Source organism: Streptomyces sp. S186 (genome assembly GCF_051603415.1).
Classification (GTDB): Bacteria; Actinomycetota; Actinomycetes; order Streptomycetales; family Streptomycetaceae; genus Streptomyces.
Map to the genome: position 1 here is coordinate 2,038,418 of NZ_CP193932.1, position 15,408 is coordinate 2,053,825.

The window sequence follows — 15,408 nt, forward strand, 5'->3', positions numbered from 1 at the left end:
CAGTAGGGAAGGGCGCCATGACGGAGGAGTTCGACTTTGTACTCGAAATGAGCGAGGCACCCGGTGGCTACAGCATCAAGGTCCAGTCGCCGTGCGGTGAGGACCGCGCCATTGCCGAAATCGACGCACCCGCGCTGTTGGAGCGGCTGCCGTCCCTCCAGGCGGCGGTTCTCGGGTCCGCCGTGCGTGCGCGGGGCGTGGGGACCGAGCTCGAGGCACCGGCTCGGCAGGTCGGCGGCACCCTGTACGACGCCGTGTTCCAGAACGCGATCAAGGCGCTCTATCTTTCCAGCAGGCAGAAAGCGCAGGAGCGCGGGCAGAGGCTGCGCATGGTGCTGCGGGTCCGCTCACCGGAACTCGCCGCACTGCCCTGGGAGCTGCTGCACGATCCGAAGCTCGGCGGCTATCTGTGCCTGCACCACCCGATCATCCGCTACGTCGAGATCCTGCAGCCGGTCTCGCCTCTGCGCGTGGTGCCGCCGCTGCGCATCCTGGGCATGGTGTCCCTACCCGGCTCGCTGGGGGTACTGGACGCGGAAGCCGAGCGGGAGAGCCTGAGCACCGCGCTCAAGCCGCTCATCGACGAGAGGATGGTGCAGCTCGACTGGGTATGCGGCCAGACCAAACAGCACCTCTTCGAGGCTCTGCTCCGGGGCTGTCACATCTTCCACTTCACCGGTCACGGAAAGTTCGACGACGCCCGGCGTCAGGGAATGATCGTCTTCGCCGACAAGCAGGGGCGGGAGGATCCGCTGCACGCCGAGGCGCTCGGCTCGCTCATCACCGTTGCCGAGCCCTCACCACGCCTCGTCGTCCTCAACAGCTGCGAGACCGGAACCTCCCACGCGCAGGATCTGTTCTCCAGCACGGCGGCCGAGCTGGAGCACGTGGTGCCGGCCGTGGTGGCCATGCAGTTCGCGGTGACCGACAAGGCGGCCGTTCTCTTCGCCCGGGCCTTCTACCAGGCCATCGCCGCCAACCGGCCGGTCGACGAGGCGGTACGCACGGGCCGTATCGCGCTGCGTGCCGACAAGGACGACAGCCTTGAGTGCTTCACCCCCGTCCTCTACCAGCGCAGTGGCGACGCCCGGCTCTTCGACCTCACCGCTCCGCGGCAGTCCGCTCCCGCGCGGACCGTGGTCGAGGAGATCAACCAACTGCAGTGGGGAGCGGAGCCCCCCAGGCGCACCGAGCAGCCCGCCGCCCCACGGCCCTCGCGTTCGCCTCCCCGGCGGACGCCACCTCCCCCCAGCACGCCCTCTCCCGGCATCACGCCACGCACGGATATCGACACCGGGCACTGGGTGGTCAGTCTCGCCATCCATCCGCAGGGGCGGCTGCTCGCCACCGGCGCCCGCAGACTCGTGCGGGTCTGGGACGTGGTCACCGGCCAGCCGAGGTGGGAACACCAACTCGGCGGGTGGAGCACGATGGTGAACGCGATCGCCTTCAGTCCCGACGGGGAGAGACTGGCGACCGGCAGCACGGACAACCTCGCCCGTGTTTGGGACATGGCGACCGGAGCCGTGGCCGCCGAGCTGGCTCACGACCACTTCGTCAACACAGCCGACTTCGACCCCAGCGGGAGATACCTGGCCACCGGAAGCGCGGATGCGATGGCCTGCGTCTGGGATCTGGGCACCAGGAGCCGCGTCCTGTCGCTACGCCACGCCCGCGCGGTGAAGGACGTGAAGTTCAGCCCGGACGGGCGCCTGCTGCTCACGGCATCCGAGGACAGGAAGGCGTACGTCTGGGACACGGACACCGGCCGGCAGAAGGCACAGATTCCGCACAAGGACTTCGTCCTCGGTGTCGCCTTCTCCCCGGACGGGCGGAAAATCGCCACGTGCAGCGAGGACCACACCGCTGAAATTAGGGATACGGAGACATGGACGCCGCTTTTCCATGTCGAGCACCACAGCGGTCTGAGAGCAGTGGCGTTCAGTTCCGACAGCAACATGATCGCCACTGGCAGCGAGGACGGCACCGTATGCGTGTGGCGGGCGGACACAGGACTGGCACTGCTCACGCTCAAACACCACCGCTCGGTGAACGCCCTGGCGTTCTATCCGGACGGCCGGTACCTCGCCAGCGCGGGTGAGGACAAGGTGGTGCGCAGCACCCCGCTTCCCGAGGTCCAGTGGTGACAAATCCTCCCCGGCGTCGGGACTCGGTGAGCCGAGTCCAGCCGGGCTCACTGCTCCTCGATGAGTTCCAGGTCGACGGCGGCCAGGATCTCCTCCACTGCGCGTTTGCGGCGCGCTCCTTCGGCGACCGCGACCACATCGCACACGCGCCCCGCGTCGCCACCGACCAGCTCAACGCCCGCGCCCGCCCCTGGATCTGAGGCAGACCCTCGCCCTCCACCAGGCGCTTACGCCGCCGACATGCACGGCGGCGTCCTCGCGGGATTCGCCGGACTCGACCTCGCCGGCCGGGAACTGTCAGGAGAGCTTCCCTCGCTGATCCGGCGTCGCACCATCAGAACACGGCCCTCGTGGACGATGATCGCGGCTGCGATGCCGAGTCGCTCATCGGCTGTCTGCTGCGTCACGAGTGCTCCCCCAGAACGGCCGGCACGGGTGGGAAGAGCGTATCGGCGGGGATGAATCGGGTCACCGCGTTTCTGGGGACCCACATCACGTCGACGTTCTCGACGGCGTCGGAGTTGGTGACCTGACCTGCGAGGTACTCGCACCGGAAGTATTCGCACAGGACGCCGGTCACCGGGTGGACTCGGTTTCCGAGATGCTGCCGGACCGCGCAGTGCACGCCGGTCTCATCCAGCGTCCAGCTGCACTGGCGGTTCGTGGTCGCGCTGTAGGTGCCTCGGAAGAATGAGAGTCACCAGGACGAGGTGACCGTCAGGAATCGCTCCGGGCGGCCTACCACCTGAGCGTAAGAGCGCCGGTCGACCAAAGGGAGAGTCTGGGTGAACGCCACCAACCATTAGTCCGGCCAAGGAACTTGGCTGCAACAGGCCCGCAGTCTCAGTCCTGCCCTGTTGTTTTCGATGTCCCCTCCCAGGGAAGGCCCGAGTGTCCGGTCGACCAAGCGGGCGCCGGTAGCCTCGGCATCTTCCTGCTGATTCGCCGTCAACGCCCCTTGCATATAAGCCGAAAGGGACTCCACAACGGAGGATCAGGCACGCCCCGTCGAGCGCACGCTCGCCCTTCTCAAGCCCGATGCGCTCGTACGCGGCCTGGCAGGAAGGGTCATCACCCGCTTCGAGGAAGCCACGCTGAAGATCGTCGGCACCCAGATGAAGTGGATGGACGAGGAGTTCACCCGGCGCCGCTACTTCGCTCTTGAGGAGCGGCTGGAATCGGAGGTCTACCGCGTCACGTCGGCGTTCATGCAGCAGGGGCCGGTCATCGCCCTGGTGCTGGAAGGGTTCGACGCCATCGCCACCGTGCGGAAGATCGTCGGCAGCACGTACCCGAACGAGGCGCCGGCCGGGACGGTGCGAGGCAACTTCTCGCACTACAGCTCCGCCGTCGGCGTCGCCTCGCACAAGGTCGTCGCCAACCGCATGTACGCCTCCGGCAACAAGGAGGAGGCGCAGCAGGAGGTCGAGCTGTGGTTCGACAAGGACGAGCTGCACGACTACAAGACCCTCGCGGAGATCTACACCTACTAGCGCCCTGACGCTTCGCTGACGGACTCCTCGTTGTCGGCTCCGGCTTCGGCCCAGCAAGATGATCCCCAACTCCTGATCAGGGGAAGCGCGGGGAAAAGGTCGTGATGTTGCTTCAGGGTCGAACGGCGAGCCGCGTCGCCAGTCCGCAATGAATGGGGATTTCGCGATGGATGTGACCGTGATCGGCGGCGGACCGGAAGGCGTCCGTGTTCACCAGTCATCGCTTACCGGCAATGGTGGCGTCGCACTGACTCGACAGCGCGGTAAGGCGGCATGCATACGAAGGTGGACGGTCAAAGCCCGCCGTCAGGGACAGTTCGGCCCCGCACGGGCGACACCCTCTATCGCGTTTGTGGCCTGGGGCTCATCCCGGCGAAAACCGCTTGTAGGACACGGCCGATGTAATCGTCCGTGATCGGCTGCTGCGTGATGAGGAGTCTGTAGTACAGCGGGCCGGACAGGATGCCGAAGGCCAGGTCGAGATCGAAGTCGGGCGCGATTTCGCCCTGGTCCTTGGCCGCCTTGAGGCGAGCCAGGGTGTCGGCGGTCTGCGGCTCGATGAAACGCCGGTTGAGCGCGGCGGCGACCTCGGGATCGTGCTGCGCCTCGCCGATGAGGGCCTGATACAGCGGACCCCAAGGGGGTTGGCCCAGCAGGTTGACAGCCTTGGTCATCGTCTCGCGCAGGTCGGCGACGACGTCGCCGGTATTGGGGTGGCTCAGACCTCCGGTGTCCAGGCTGAGGACCGCGTCGAGGAAGAGCAGGCCACGGGAGGACCAGCGGCGGTAGACCGTGTGCTTGCCGACGCCGGCCCTGGTCGCGACCGCCTCGATGCTGAGCTTGGCGTAGCCGACTTCCAGGGCCAGGTCGAGTGCGGCCCTCATGATCGCTTCGGTTCGGTTGTCGTGACGACTGGCGCGGCCATCGGTCATGCCACCACCCTACCGGCACGGCACGTGCCGTATTGACAGAAGGCTGCCCATTGATCACTCTTCTACGGCACGGACCGTGCCGTGCCGATCTGCCCCTGCCAGGTCAGCCATCGAAACTGCGAGAGAAGTGGCCAGTGATGGACGCCGATGTGATCGTTGTGGGTGCCGGCCCGACCGGCCTGATGTTGGCCGCTGAACTGCGTCTGGCTGGTGTGCGACCGCTGGTGCTGGAGCGACAGTCGCAGCGCCGGGACACCCCGAAGGCCGGTGGAATCGGTGGGCAGATCCTGCAACTGCTGGGCTACCGCGGCTTGTTGGAACGCTTCGAAGCGGCCTGCACCGACCCCGTCCCGGCTCCCCGGTTCCCGTTCGGCGGTGTGCATGTGGACCTCACCCAGCTGACGGATCCGCCGATGCACGCACTGCCGCTGCCGCAACCGCGGCTTGAGCGACTGCTCGAGGACCACGCCGGCGAACTCGGTGTCGACGTCCGCCGCGGGCACGAGGTGACCAGGGCGAGCCAGGACGACGCCGCAGTGATCGTGGACGTCCGTGGCCCGGACGGGCCGTATCGGGTGACCGGCCGCTACCTGGTGGGGTGCGACGGTGCACGCAGCCGGGTCCGTGACCAGGCCGGCATTCCGTTCCCGGGCACCGCCTACCCGGAGGTCAACCGGCTGGCCCAGATCACCTTGCCCGACACTGTGACCGTGGTCGGCGACGGCGATCTCGACGTTCCCGGCTTCGGCACGATCCGCGCCGGCTTCACCCGGACCGACCAGGGATTGTTCGGACTCGGCGCGTCGCCGGACTCCAAGGTGGTCTCCCTCTACACCATCGAAGACGAGAGCACCGAATACGACGACGACACCCCCATGACCGTCGCCGAACTCCAGGACAGCATCCGCCGCGTGCTCGACGCGGAGCTGCCCTTGGGGGAACCGCTTCGGCTGTCGCGGTTCACCTTCAAGGCCCGGCAGGCCGAGCGCTACCGCGACGGTCGGATCCTGCTGGCCGGCGACGCGGCGCACCTGTTCCCCGCCACCGGTGTGGCACTCAACGCCGGCATGCTCGACGCGGTCAACCTGGCCTGGAAGCTGGCCGCCGACGTCCACGGCTGGGCACCGGCCGGTCTGCTGGACACTTACCACGACGAACGCCGCCTCGCCGGCGAGCGCACCATGCTGCACACCCAAGCCCAGGTGGCCCTGCGGCGGGGACACGACCCGGCGGCCGAAGCGCTTCGCGAGGTCTTTCAGGAACTGCTCACGGACGAGCAGCCGTTGCGCCGTACGGGAGCTCTTGTCGCCGGATCCGACATCCGCTATCCGATGCCCGGCTCCCACCACCACGCGTTGGCGGGCACCTTCGCGCCCGACCTCACTCTGCACACCGACCAGGGCACCACCAGCGTGGCCGAACTCATGCACACCGCACGGCCCCTCTTCCTGGACCTCGCCGACCGCCTGGAGCTCCGCGAGACCGCCCGAGACTGGCAACAGCGCGTGGAGGTCCACACCGCCAAAACCGACGATCGACCGGCTGATGTCCTGCTGATCCGTCCGGACGCCCACATCGCCTGGGCCGCGGCCATCGACGAACCAGCCGACAGCGCCGGACCCGCGCTGCGAGAAGCCCTCAGCGGTTGGTTCGGCACTCCCTGAGAACGACAGCCGATCACCTGTGCCTGACGGCGCAGACAAGGCGCCGGCGCCGCGATGCGGCGGTTAGGGCGCTTCTGATGGCCCGCACCCCACCGACGATCACGCCCGACCGCCTTGCCTACCGGCGGCGACGGACTCCGCGAGGAATCCATGAGGAGAACCGTCTTGCAGATCAGCGCGTCCACCGTCTCGCTCACCGTCGACGACGTCGCCGCGTCCCAGTATTTCTTCACCAGCCACCTCGGCTATGCCGAGCAGGCCGCCGCCGAGGGGGTCGACATCACCATGCCGCTGCGTGAAGAGCCTTGGGGTGAGCGGCTGTTCCAGATCAAGGACCAGAACGGAGTGGTCCTCCAGTTCGTTGAGCGGGCCACCCCTTCCGACCCTGCCTGACCACCCGCGCGAAGCCGCGGACGAACCCATCCCGAAGGCCATGGGCCACAGACCCGAAGGACCGTACGTTGTCGCCTGATCCCACCGCCGTTCACCCACTGCCGACGCATGACCGGGTGGTGTTCCTCAAACCGCTGGTCACCTCGCCGAAGATCGTCGTGGGCGAGTACACCTACTACGACGACCCGGCCGGTGCGACCGGGTTCGAGCACCTCAACGTCCTGTACGCGTACGGCCCCGAGCGTCTGGTCATCGGCAGGTACTGCGCGATCGCCACGGGAACCAGGTTCCTGATGGCGGGTGCGGAGCATCCGACGATGGGGGTGTCCACGTTCCCGTTCACCATGTTCGGCGGCCGCTGGACCGAGGAGACCCTGGACATCGTCACGTCCATGCCCAGCCGCGGGGACACGGTGATCGGCAATGATGTCTGGTTCGGTCACCAGGCGACCGTCATGCCCGGCGTACGCATCGGCGACGGCGCGATCATCGCAGCCGGCGCCATGGTCACCGCCGACGTTCCGCCCTACACGATCGTCGGCGGCAACCCGGCCCGACCGATCCGACAGCGCTTCACCGACGCCGACATCGAGCGGCTGCTGCGCGCCGCGTGGTGGGACTGGCCCGCCGACCTGGTCACCGAACACGCCCGCACCATCATGGCCGGAACCCCGGCCGACATCGAACGCATCGCCACCGAGCACGGATCGGGGAAGCCCCTTTGAGTCACGTGACCCGGATATCCATCGAAGAGCACGCGGTGTCTGACAGCACGGCCGGCCCCTACGCCCTCACCACGGGCCCGGACGGGGCGCTGTGGTTCACCCTCGTCCACAGCGGCCGGATCGGCCGCCTCGTCCCCGGCGAGGAGCCGACGAACCACCAGCTCGACCCCACCTGCGGGCCTACCGTCATCGCACCAGGCCCCGACCGTGCGCTGTGGTTCACCGAGTACCGGGCCGACCGGATCGGGCGGATCACCACCGACGGCGTCCTCGACGAATTCGACGTACCCACCCCCGGCTGCGGACCGTTCGGTATCGCGGCGGGACCCGACGGTGCGCTGTGGTTCACCGAGACGGCCGCCGACCGCATCGGCCGCATCACCGTCGACGGCCACATCACCGAGTTCCCGCTCCCCGTCACAGGCGCATTCCCCTCAGCGATCACCGCCGGTGACGACGACGGGATGTGGTTCACCCTCAACCAGGCGAACGCCATCGGCCGGATCAGCATGGACGGTGCGGTCACCATCCACCCCCTGCCGACGGAGGCGGCAGCGCCGGTGGGGATCGCCGCAGGGCGCGACGGCGCGCTGTGGTTCGTCGAGATCGCCGCCGGTCAGATCGGCCGGATCACTCCCGACGGGCAGATCACCGAGTTCCCGCTGCCCGACCGCACCACCCGACCCCACGCCGTCACCGTCGACGGTGACGGCACCGCTTGGTTCACCGAATGGGGAGGCAACCGCGTCGGCACGATCACCCCCGACGGCTCCCTCACCGTCCACGACCTGCCCACCCCCCACTCCGAACCGCACGGCATCACCGTCGGTCCCGACGGCGCCCTGTGGGCCGCGCTGGAGATCGGCGTACTTGCCCGCATCGCTCCAGCGGACGGCGCCCCCTGACCAGACTTGCCCCCTTACACGCCATCAGCATCGATTGCCCGTACGGCGGCCGGAAAGGAGCCTCCGGTGCGACGGCGTGCGGGTGACTATCGATCGTGCGCCACGCAGGTGGCCTACGGTCGTGAGCACAGTGGTTACCTGCGGGCTGGTGACGGCAACCTGGTTCACCCGCTGAGGATGCTCCGGGCCTCGGCCACCTGCTACGCGTCCGGGGCCCGGAAAGGCAACGACGCAGGCATTGAAGCCGGTCCCCCGGCAAACCGCCATGAGGAGCCAGCAAGGCAGGGGCTGGGAGCCAGTTGGGAGCCGACCCGCCCCCCAGCCCCTGCGAGCCCACCTGAAACCGACCCGCACCGAGTTGCATACGAGGGCTCCGGGCAGGAAAAAGTCTCTGCTGCTCTTGAGACTCGCTCGTAAGTCGTAGGTTGCCTCGGCCTGTGGCGGGTGACAGGTGATCCCTTGTAGCGGCAGGTTCGCCACTGTGCATGGAGTCGAGGGACAACCGCCAAGCGGTATGCCCGTCTGCTGGTCAGCCGCCGTGCTTCGTGCACGCTCCCATACACCGGGGACCGTGACGCGCCAGGCCGGCTCTCCCGGATGTTGCTTCTCCGGCCGCCGTCTGGGCACCCTCTTCCGTCGAGCCGCCGCGCCCTCAGCGCTGGGGACGGCCACGCACTGGAAGCCATCACGCTTCAACACGGACAAACGACGGACCGACCAGTCAGCCGGGGGCGGGGGCGGCCGATACTGCCGTACCAGGACACACAACCCCCAAGATGAGACGGACATTTGACAAGTCTGCGGCATCCGTGGGACATGTCTGGGACTTTGTGCCTCCGGTGGGGTCCTACAGGCCGCGGTCCGGGCGGGCTGACGTCCGGCACCCGAGGGGTGGGCCTCGGCATGGCCGTACGGCTCGCCGAGAAGGAGTCAGTCCTCGGCCTCCTCGATCGCGCCGGCGGTCGTGGCGCCGTTATGTGCGAGGGCGGAGCCGGTTCCGGGGCGGGGCCGGAGGTTTCGTCGGACCAGAGGGTAGAGGGCGGTGATCGCGGCAAGGCAGGGGAGGCCGGCGAGGATGGCGAGGCGGAATTGGTCCGTGCAGGCCATCGTCACGAGTACGGCCACGATGGAGGCCATCGCCAGGACGGTGGTTACCGGCGCACCCGCCAGCCTCACAGGAGCCGCGGGGCGGCCTGCGGCCCTGCGGGCGCGGTGGAAGGCCAGGTGCGTGGCGAAGATGAGCAGCCAGGTGATCAGGGCGTTGAAGAGCGCGACCGCGATCATCGCGGGGAAGACGTGAGCCGGTGCGAGGGCGGAGATCAGCACGGCAGCGAGCGCGCCGACGGTGGAGAGCAGCAGTGCGGGCAGGGGAATTCCGCGTCGGTTCAACCGGGTGAAGTGGGCCGGGGCGTGACCGACTTGGCCGAGGGAATGCAGTGTGCGGGCGGTGGCGAAGAGATTGGTGTTCATCGCGGAGAGGGCGGCGGTGAGGACGACGAGATTCATGACGGCTGCGGCGGCCGGGACGCCGGCGGCACCGAAGAGGCGCACGAACGGGCTCTGGGCGACACCGTCACCGTCCGAGGCTTCGGTCCAGGGCACGATGGCCACCACCACACACATACTCAGTACGTAGAAGAGAGTGAGCCGGAAGACCGTGGCGCGGGCGGCCCGGGGGAGGTCGCGGGACGGGTTCCGGGCCTCCGCGGCCGTGAGGGAGAGGGTCTCGGTACCGATGTAGCTGAACGTGGCGATGCACAGCGCCATCCACAGGCCGGTCAGTCCGTTGGGGGCCAGACCTCCGTGGGCGGTGAGGGTGGAGGCGCCGATGGGTTTCTGCCCGGGCAGGCCGAGCACGATGGCCGCGACGCCGACGAGGACGAATGCCACGATCGCGCAGACCTTGACCATCGCGAACCAGTACTCGAACGCGCCGAAGAAGCGTACGGACAAGGCGTTCACGCCAACCATGGCGACGGAGAAGACCGCCACCGGTACCCACAAGGGGAGGTCCGGCCACCAGAAGCGCGTGTACAGCCCGGCGGCCACCGCCTCGCTGCCGATATTGACGACCTGGGCTCCCCAGTAGGTCCAGCGCTGCACGAACCCGGCCATCGGACCGAGATAGGCATGGGCGACGGCGCCGAATCCGCCGGCCTCCGGGTGCACGGAAGCCATCTCGGCAACGGCGAAGGTGACGGCGAGGGCCAGGACGGCCGCCGCCGCGTACGCCACCACGACCGCCGGGCCGGCGAGGGAGAGCCCTTGTCCGGAGCCGAGGAACAGTCCGGTGCCGATGGCACCACCGAGTGCGATCATGCCGAGTTGACGGCCGCTCAACTCCCGCCGCAGCGTTCCTGCCGTTCGTGGTGCACGTTGCTGTTTCCCGGTGCGTCGCACGCACGGGCGGTCCAGCGCGGGTGCCCCGTGCGGTGCGCGCATGCCGACCGCCGGCCGGCCGCGGTCGGACGGGGTCGGATCAGGGCCGCTCACGTTCGTACTCCTCTCGATACAGGGGCGCCTCCCTGGTCCGTCGGCCGGCCGGGACCCCATGCCGCCCCGTACGCCGCGTGGGTCACTTGCCCAGCCGGCGTCGGTAGGCCCGCATCGACAGCGGGAAGAAGACGAGGAGGAAGCCGGCCATCCAGGCCAGGCCGCCCAGCAGCGGGCCCGTCACCTCGCCCTCGCCCAGCAGCAGAGCCCGGTTGACATCGGTCAGCAGGGTGACGGGGTTGATGTTCACCCATGCCTGCACCCAGCCCGGCATGGAGTCCGCGGCGGCGAAGACATTGCTGCCGAAGCTCAGCGGCATGACCGCGCCGATCAGCACGCCGGGCACGGAGGCCGGGGCGTCGAGCATGATGCCGGCCAGGATCGCCATCCAGCAGACGCACAGGCCGAAGGCGATCATCAGGCCGACCGAGGCCAGTGCGGCGAGCGGGTTGGTGTGGACGCGGAAGCCCATCAGCATGCCGACGCCCAGGACCACGGCGACCGACACCACGTAGCGGGCGACGTCGCCGATCACGATGCCCGCGAGCGGCGCGGACCGGGCGATCGGGAGGCTGCGCAGCCGGTCGAAGAAGCCCTTGGAGATGTCCGTGCACAGGGCGACGCCGGTGCCGATCGTCACATACAGCGGGCTGAACACCATCAGACCGGGCACCAGTTGCTGAAGGTAGCCGTCCCGGTCGCCGCCGCCGATGGCACCGCTGAACAGGAGCGTGAACAAGAACAGCATCAGCAGCGGCTGGAGCGTCACGTCCAGGATCGCCCCGGGGCTCTTCCACAGCTTGCCGACGTTCCGGGAGGCCAGGAACAGGGCGCTCCCGAGGGCTTCCAGCGGGCCGATGCGCCGGCTCGCAGGGGTGGGGGTCGTCATCGCATCTCTTCCGTGAGGGGGGCCCGCACGCCGCCCGGGCTGGTGATCGCGAGGAATGCCTCGTCCATCGTGGGCAGCCGCAGGCCGAGTTCGTCGAAGGCCACGTCGGCCGCGTCGAGCTTGTGGACCAGCGCGGAGAGGACCATCGGGTCCTGGACCGGCACGGTGAGCCGGCCGGTGTCCTCGTCGCGGGCCGGCAGCTGCCCGGTGATGCCGAGGATGATCTCGGCGACCGTGTCCGTCTGCTCGCGCCGGGCGGCCCGCACCTCCAGGGTCTGCCCGCCGGTCATCCGCTTGAGCTCGTCCGGCTTGCCCTCGGCGACGACCGTGCCGTGGTTGAACACGGTGATCCGGTCGGCGAGTTGGTCGGCCTCCTCCAGGTACTGGGTGGTGAGCAGCACGGTGACCCCGTCGGTGACGAGCTTGCGCACGCTGTCCCACACCTCGTTGCGGCTGTGCGGGTCGAGGCCGGTCGTCGGCTCGTCCAGGTAGAGCACGGAGGGCCGGCCGACGAGGCTCGCCGCGAGGTCGACGCGGCGCCGCATACCGCCGGAGAAGGTCTTCACCGGGCGCGTTTGGACGTCGGTGAGGCTGAAGTCGGCCAGCAGCTCGCGGGCCCGGGAGCGCGCCTCCGTGGCCGGCAGGCGCAGTAGTCGGCCGATGAGCGTGAGGTTCTCGACGGCGCTCAGCTCCTCGTCGAGCGCCGCGTACTGGCCGGTGAGGCCGATGACACCGCGCACCGCGACCGGGTCGCGCACGACGTCGTGGCCGCCGACGACGGCCCGGCCACCGTCCGGGGTCAGCAGGGTCGCGAGGATGCGTACCGCGGTCGTCTTCCCGGCTCCGTTGGGGCCGAGGACCCCGTGCACGGTGCCGGCCGGCACGGCGAGGTGGACGTCCCGCAAGGCCGTCGTCTCCCGGTACCGTTTGACCAGTCCCTCGGCCTCGATCGCGAGCGACATGGGAGGTCCCCTTTCGGTTGTCTGGCCGGGCCGATGCTTGCACCGGCCGGATCGGGCTCACAAAGTCGTTAAGGCCACGCCGAATCACCTCGTCCGGGCATGCCGCGGCCCCCGCGTCTTGACGGTGTTTCAGGGCCGCACAGGGGGAAGTGCCTGGGGCGGACCGTAACCCTGCGACCGGCTCAGCACCATGAGTTTCGTTTTCCGCCGAAGCCTCCGGCAGGCAACTCGAAGGCGTCCGGCGAGCATCCGTCAGAGCCACCGCAAGGCTCCCACCTGCGCGAACACCTGACAGAACAACAAGTTCCCCGCCAGTAACCATGAAGGATTCACGTGCAGAAGGGAGAGGAATTCATACCTCACCCACGAATTACTCACATTGCGCAGAAACAGACCTGCACATAAGGTGGATGACGCCGCATGGGGGAGGAAGTGCATGAAGTTTATACACGATGCACATTCCGGCAAGGGGGAACTATGGATATTCCGGTTCACCGTCATTTCACAGACTGGATCATGAGCGAGGACTTTTCGTGCCTGGCTGCCAAAGCCGCCGTTAGGCGAGGCATTCTGAAGCCCGTCGAGTTCGGCACGATGGGCAGCACCGACGCCACGTCGGATCTCCACTCGGCAATTTCCGGATTCGTCGCCGACCAGCTGCGCCCGACCGAGAACTTCGCGACCTTCGTCGCCGTCTTCGAGGGACCGGCCCGGCTCACCGAGCCGGAATTCGACGAGCTGATGTGGCAACAGCTCACCGATCTGCACCGGCTCGACGCCGACCGCGGCTTCACCTGGGCGCAGGACGTCGCCCACGACCCCGCGTCCCCGGACTTCGCGTTCAGCGTGGCCGGGCACCCGTTCTTCGTCGTCGGCATGCACGAGAACGCGTCCCGGATCTCCCGGCGCTATTCCCGGCCGGCTCTCGCCTTCAACTCCAACCACCAGTTCCGGCGGCTGAAGCAGTCCGGCGTCTACTACGGCCTCCAGCGCCGCATCCGCCAGCGCGAGGAGCGCCTGCAGAACTCCATCAATCCCAACCTCGCGGAGTTCGGCGAGGCGTCCGACGCCCGCCAGTATTCCGGGGCGCCGACGGACGAGCAGTGGAGCTGCCCCTTCCATCCGCTGGACACCACGGTGTCCGGCGTCTGAACCGAGCCGCCGCCCGGTCCCGGTCCCCCACCACTTCTTCGATCACGGAGTGCTTTCCGCCATGCAACGCGTCCATTTTTCCGCCCAGGACCTGGCGCGCACGGTCGTCAAGGTCGCCGAACGGCCTCTCGTGGAGACGCTGTTCGCCCTCGACCTGCTGGCCCGTCAGGGCGGTGGCGACGCCTACGCGTCCTGGCGCCGGCGGACCACGAGCCGGCTGGGGCGGCGCTCCGGCTCCCTGCTGACCCTGGCCCGCACCCTGCGCACCGTCCCCGACCTGCTGCGCATGGCCGAGGACGCGGCGAATCCGGAGACCGGGACCGAGCGGCAGAATCTGACCGTGATGCTGGAGGAGTTCCACAAGGTCGCCCTCGCGCCCTACTGGGACCGGGTCTCGGCCGCCCTCAACGACGACTGCGCCTCCCGCGGCCGCACGGTGCTCTCCGGCGGCATCGAGCGGCTGCTGTCCACGCTGCACCCCTCGGTGCGCTGGGACGGCGGCGTGCTGGAGATCCCCAGCCACCGCTCACAGGACGTCGTGCCGAACGGGGCCGGCCTGCTGCTGGCCCCCTCCCTTTTCCTGACCGACCGCCCGGTGCTCGTGCCGGCCGCCGGCCGCAACCGGCCGCCGATGCTGGCCTACCCGGCCTCCGCCGGCGCCATCGAGGTCGTGCTGGCCGCACCCGCGGCCGAACAGAACGCCGCCGACGCGCTCGGCCCACTGGTCGGACGGACCCGCGCGGCCATCATGAAGAGCCTGACCGACAGCTGCACCACCACCGAGCTCGGCCGCCGCATCGGCATCTCCGCGGCCTCCGCGAGCCAGCACACCTCCGTGCTGCGCAGCGCCGGCCTCATCACCACGCAGCGGCGGCTCAACACCGCCCGCCATTCGCTGACCCCCCTGGGCGCCGCCCTGCTCGACGGCTTCCACCACCGGGACCTGGCGCAGGCCCGGCTGTAGCGCCCCACCGGATACGACACCTCACCGGCCCGTCTCAGCGGCGCGTGGTGAGTCCCGCCAGCCGGGCCGCGATCTCCTCGGCGGACGCTCCGCACATCACGTCGGTGAGCCGTCCGTCCGCCAGGAACAGGGTCACGTCGGCGGCCGCCGCGACGGCCGCCGACGACGTCGTCACGAGCACGGTACGGGCCTGGTCCTCCAGCGCCATCACCGCGTGGAGCGGCCGCGCGTCCTCCAGGTCGTCGGCGACCAGCAGTTCGGGGTTCTCCGGGTCGGCGTGCGGCAGCCGGTCCCACTGTCCGGGCGCGGGCCGCGCGATCCGGTCGTGCGGGCCGACCCAGCCCGAGGTGGGCGTACGGCGGCCGGTGGCGCAGTCCAGCAGGGTGCTCCTGCCCGACCCGGGCGGACCGATGACCGCGGTCACCCCGCCGCGCACCAGCCCGACGGTCACCTCGCTCAGCACCGTCACGGAGCCGTACGCAAGAGAGACCGCGTCCATTTCCAGGGCGTAGGGCGAGAACTCGCGCTGCGGGCAGCCCTGCGGAGCCTCATCGATATTCATATCCGGGGGACCTCCAGTGCATTGGGCGACGGTGAAAAGCTATCGATCCGGAAAGGGTTCGGGTAAGCCCGCGGGATACACTTCCGAAAGTGGAGCCAGCTCCACCATGGAGTGGGGGGCCGGAACC

Annotated in this window: 13 protein-coding genes and 3 pseudogenes; 9 read left to right on the plus strand and 7 right to left on the minus strand. The window is 68.9% G+C overall.

What is annotated here, in order from left to right:
• The first annotated feature begins 17 nt into the window (after positions 1-17).
• Complete coding sequence (locus ACRAS8_RS08725) at positions 18-2,147, plus strand: CHAT domain-containing WD40 repeat protein (protein ID WP_438485377.1); 2,130 nt, start codon at positions 18-20, stop codon at positions 2,145-2,147.
• 26 nt (positions 2,148-2,173) lie between these two features.
• Entirely contained in the window at positions 2,174-2,347 is a 174-nt protein-coding gene (locus tag ACRAS8_RS08730) for a hypothetical protein (protein ID WP_438490695.1), read from the plus strand.
• Between the two features lie 43 nt (positions 2,348-2,390).
• Here the strand turns inward: ACRAS8_RS08730 and ACRAS8_RS08735 are convergent.
• Positions 2,391-2,554, minus strand: a pseudogene (locus tag ACRAS8_RS08735) (NUDIX hydrolase); the annotation flags it as partial.
• Positions 2,551-2,790 (minus strand): annotated as a pseudogene (locus ACRAS8_RS08740) (NUDIX hydrolase); the annotation flags it as partial. The pseudogenes ACRAS8_RS08735 and ACRAS8_RS08740, both read right to left, overlap by 4 nt.
• 346 nt (positions 2,791-3,136) lie before the next feature.
• On the opposite strand from ACRAS8_RS08740, the pseudogene ACRAS8_RS08745 reads away from it, so the two are divergent.
• Positions 3,137-3,640, plus strand: a pseudogene (locus ACRAS8_RS08745) (nucleoside-diphosphate kinase); the annotation flags it as partial.
• Positions 3,641-3,981: 341 nt separating this feature from the next.
• Here ACRAS8_RS08745 and ACRAS8_RS08750 read toward each other — a convergent pair.
• The gene (locus ACRAS8_RS08750; protein WP_438485378.1) at positions 3,982-4,572 is read right to left on the minus strand and encodes a TetR/AcrR family transcriptional regulator; all 591 of its coding nucleotides are present in this window, start codon (positions 4,570-4,572) and stop codon (positions 3,982-3,984) included.
• 137 nt (positions 4,573-4,709) lie between these two features.
• On the opposite strand from ACRAS8_RS08750, the gene ACRAS8_RS08755 reads away from it, so the two are divergent.
• The 4 genes from ACRAS8_RS08755 (at position 4,710) to ACRAS8_RS08770 (ending at position 8,259) form a co-directional block, all read left to right on the plus strand.
• Positions 4,710-6,236: an FAD-dependent monooxygenase gene (locus tag ACRAS8_RS08755; protein ID WP_438485379.1), complete on the plus strand. Its 1,527-nt coding sequence runs from the start codon at positions 4,710-4,712 to the stop codon at positions 6,234-6,236.
• Between the two features lie 165 nt (positions 6,237-6,401).
• Positions 6,402-6,629 (plus strand): VOC family protein, encoded by a 228-nt coding sequence (locus tag ACRAS8_RS08760; RefSeq protein WP_438485380.1) that lies wholly within the window; start codon positions 6,402-6,404, stop codon positions 6,627-6,629.
• Positions 6,630-6,697: 68 nt separating this feature from the next.
• Positions 6,698-7,354, plus strand: coding sequence for a CatB-related O-acetyltransferase (locus ACRAS8_RS08765; RefSeq protein WP_438485381.1), 657 nt, complete (start codon positions 6,698-6,700; stop codon positions 7,352-7,354).
• Positions 7,355-7,359: 5 nt separating this feature from the next.
• Complete coding sequence (locus ACRAS8_RS08770) at positions 7,360-8,259, plus strand: Vgb family protein (RefSeq protein ID WP_438490392.1); 900 nt, start codon at positions 7,360-7,362, stop codon at positions 8,257-8,259.
• Positions 8,260-9,189: 930 nt separating this feature from the next.
• Here ACRAS8_RS08770 and ACRAS8_RS08775 read toward each other — a convergent pair.
• From ACRAS8_RS08775 to ACRAS8_RS08785, 3 genes are all read right to left on the minus strand, one after another.
• Positions 9,190-10,752: an amino acid permease gene (locus tag ACRAS8_RS08775; protein ID WP_438485382.1), complete on the minus strand. Its 1,563-nt coding sequence runs from the start codon at positions 10,750-10,752 to the stop codon at positions 9,190-9,192.
• An 82-nt stretch (positions 10,753-10,834) separates the two neighbouring features.
• Complete coding sequence (locus ACRAS8_RS08780) at positions 10,835-11,641, minus strand: ABC transporter permease (RefSeq protein WP_438485383.1); 807 nt, start codon at positions 11,639-11,641, stop codon at positions 10,835-10,837.
• Complete coding sequence (locus ACRAS8_RS08785) at positions 11,638-12,603, minus strand: ATP-binding cassette domain-containing protein (protein WP_438485384.1); 966 nt, start codon at positions 12,601-12,603, stop codon at positions 11,638-11,640. Before ACRAS8_RS08785 ends, ACRAS8_RS08780 begins: the two co-directional genes overlap by 4 nt.
• Positions 12,604-13,080: 477 nt before the next feature.
• Here ACRAS8_RS08785 and gntA point away from each other — a divergent pair, with 477 nt between their 5' ends.
• On the plus strand, positions 13,081-13,755 hold the full coding sequence (gene gntA / locus ACRAS8_RS08790) for a guanitoxin biosynthesis heme-dependent pre-guanitoxin N-hydroxylase GntA (RefSeq protein ID WP_438485385.1): 675 nt from the start codon (positions 13,081-13,083) through the stop codon (positions 13,753-13,755).
• A 61-nt stretch (positions 13,756-13,816) separates the two neighbouring features.
• The gene (locus ACRAS8_RS08795; RefSeq protein ID WP_438485386.1) at positions 13,817-14,719 is read left to right on the plus strand and encodes a winged helix-turn-helix domain-containing protein; all 903 of its coding nucleotides are present in this window, start codon (positions 13,817-13,819) and stop codon (positions 14,717-14,719) included.
• 34 nt (positions 14,720-14,753) lie between these two features.
• On the opposite strand, the gene ACRAS8_RS08800 is transcribed toward ACRAS8_RS08795, so the two are convergent.
• Positions 14,754-15,281, minus strand: coding sequence for an ATP-binding cassette domain-containing protein (locus tag ACRAS8_RS08800; protein ID WP_438485387.1), 528 nt, complete (start codon positions 15,279-15,281; stop codon positions 14,754-14,756).
• Positions 15,282-15,408: the final 127 nt, after the last annotated feature.

Bases quoted from the DNA above. Each gene is read 5' to 3' on its own strand.
- ACRAS8_RS08725 (WP_438485377.1), top strand. From the start codon at position 18: ATGACGGAGGAGTTCGACTTTGTACTCGAAATGAGCGAGGCACCCGGT.
- ACRAS8_RS08750 (WP_438485378.1), bottom strand. From the start codon at position 4,572: ATGACCGATGGCCGCGCCAGTCGTCACGACAACCGAACCGAAGCGATC.
- ACRAS8_RS08755 (WP_438485379.1), top strand. From the start codon at position 4,710: ATGGACGCCGATGTGATCGTTGTGGGTGCCGGCCCGACCGGCCTGATG.
- ACRAS8_RS08780 (WP_438485383.1), bottom strand. From the start codon at position 11,641: ATGACGACCCCCACCCCTGCGAGCCGGCGCATCGGCCCGCTGGAAGCC.
- ACRAS8_RS08785 (WP_438485384.1), bottom strand. From the start codon at position 12,603: ATGTCGCTCGCGATCGAGGCCGAGGGACTGGTCAAACGGTACCGGGAG.
- gntA (WP_438485385.1), top strand. From the start codon at position 13,081: ATGGATATTCCGGTTCACCGTCATTTCACAGACTGGATCATGAGCGAG.
- ACRAS8_RS08795 (WP_438485386.1), top strand. From the start codon at position 13,817: ATGCAACGCGTCCATTTTTCCGCCCAGGACCTGGCGCGCACGGTCGTC.
- ACRAS8_RS08800 (WP_438485387.1), bottom strand. From the start codon at position 15,281: ATGAATATCGATGAGGCTCCGCAGGGCTGCCCGCAGCGCGAGTTCTCG.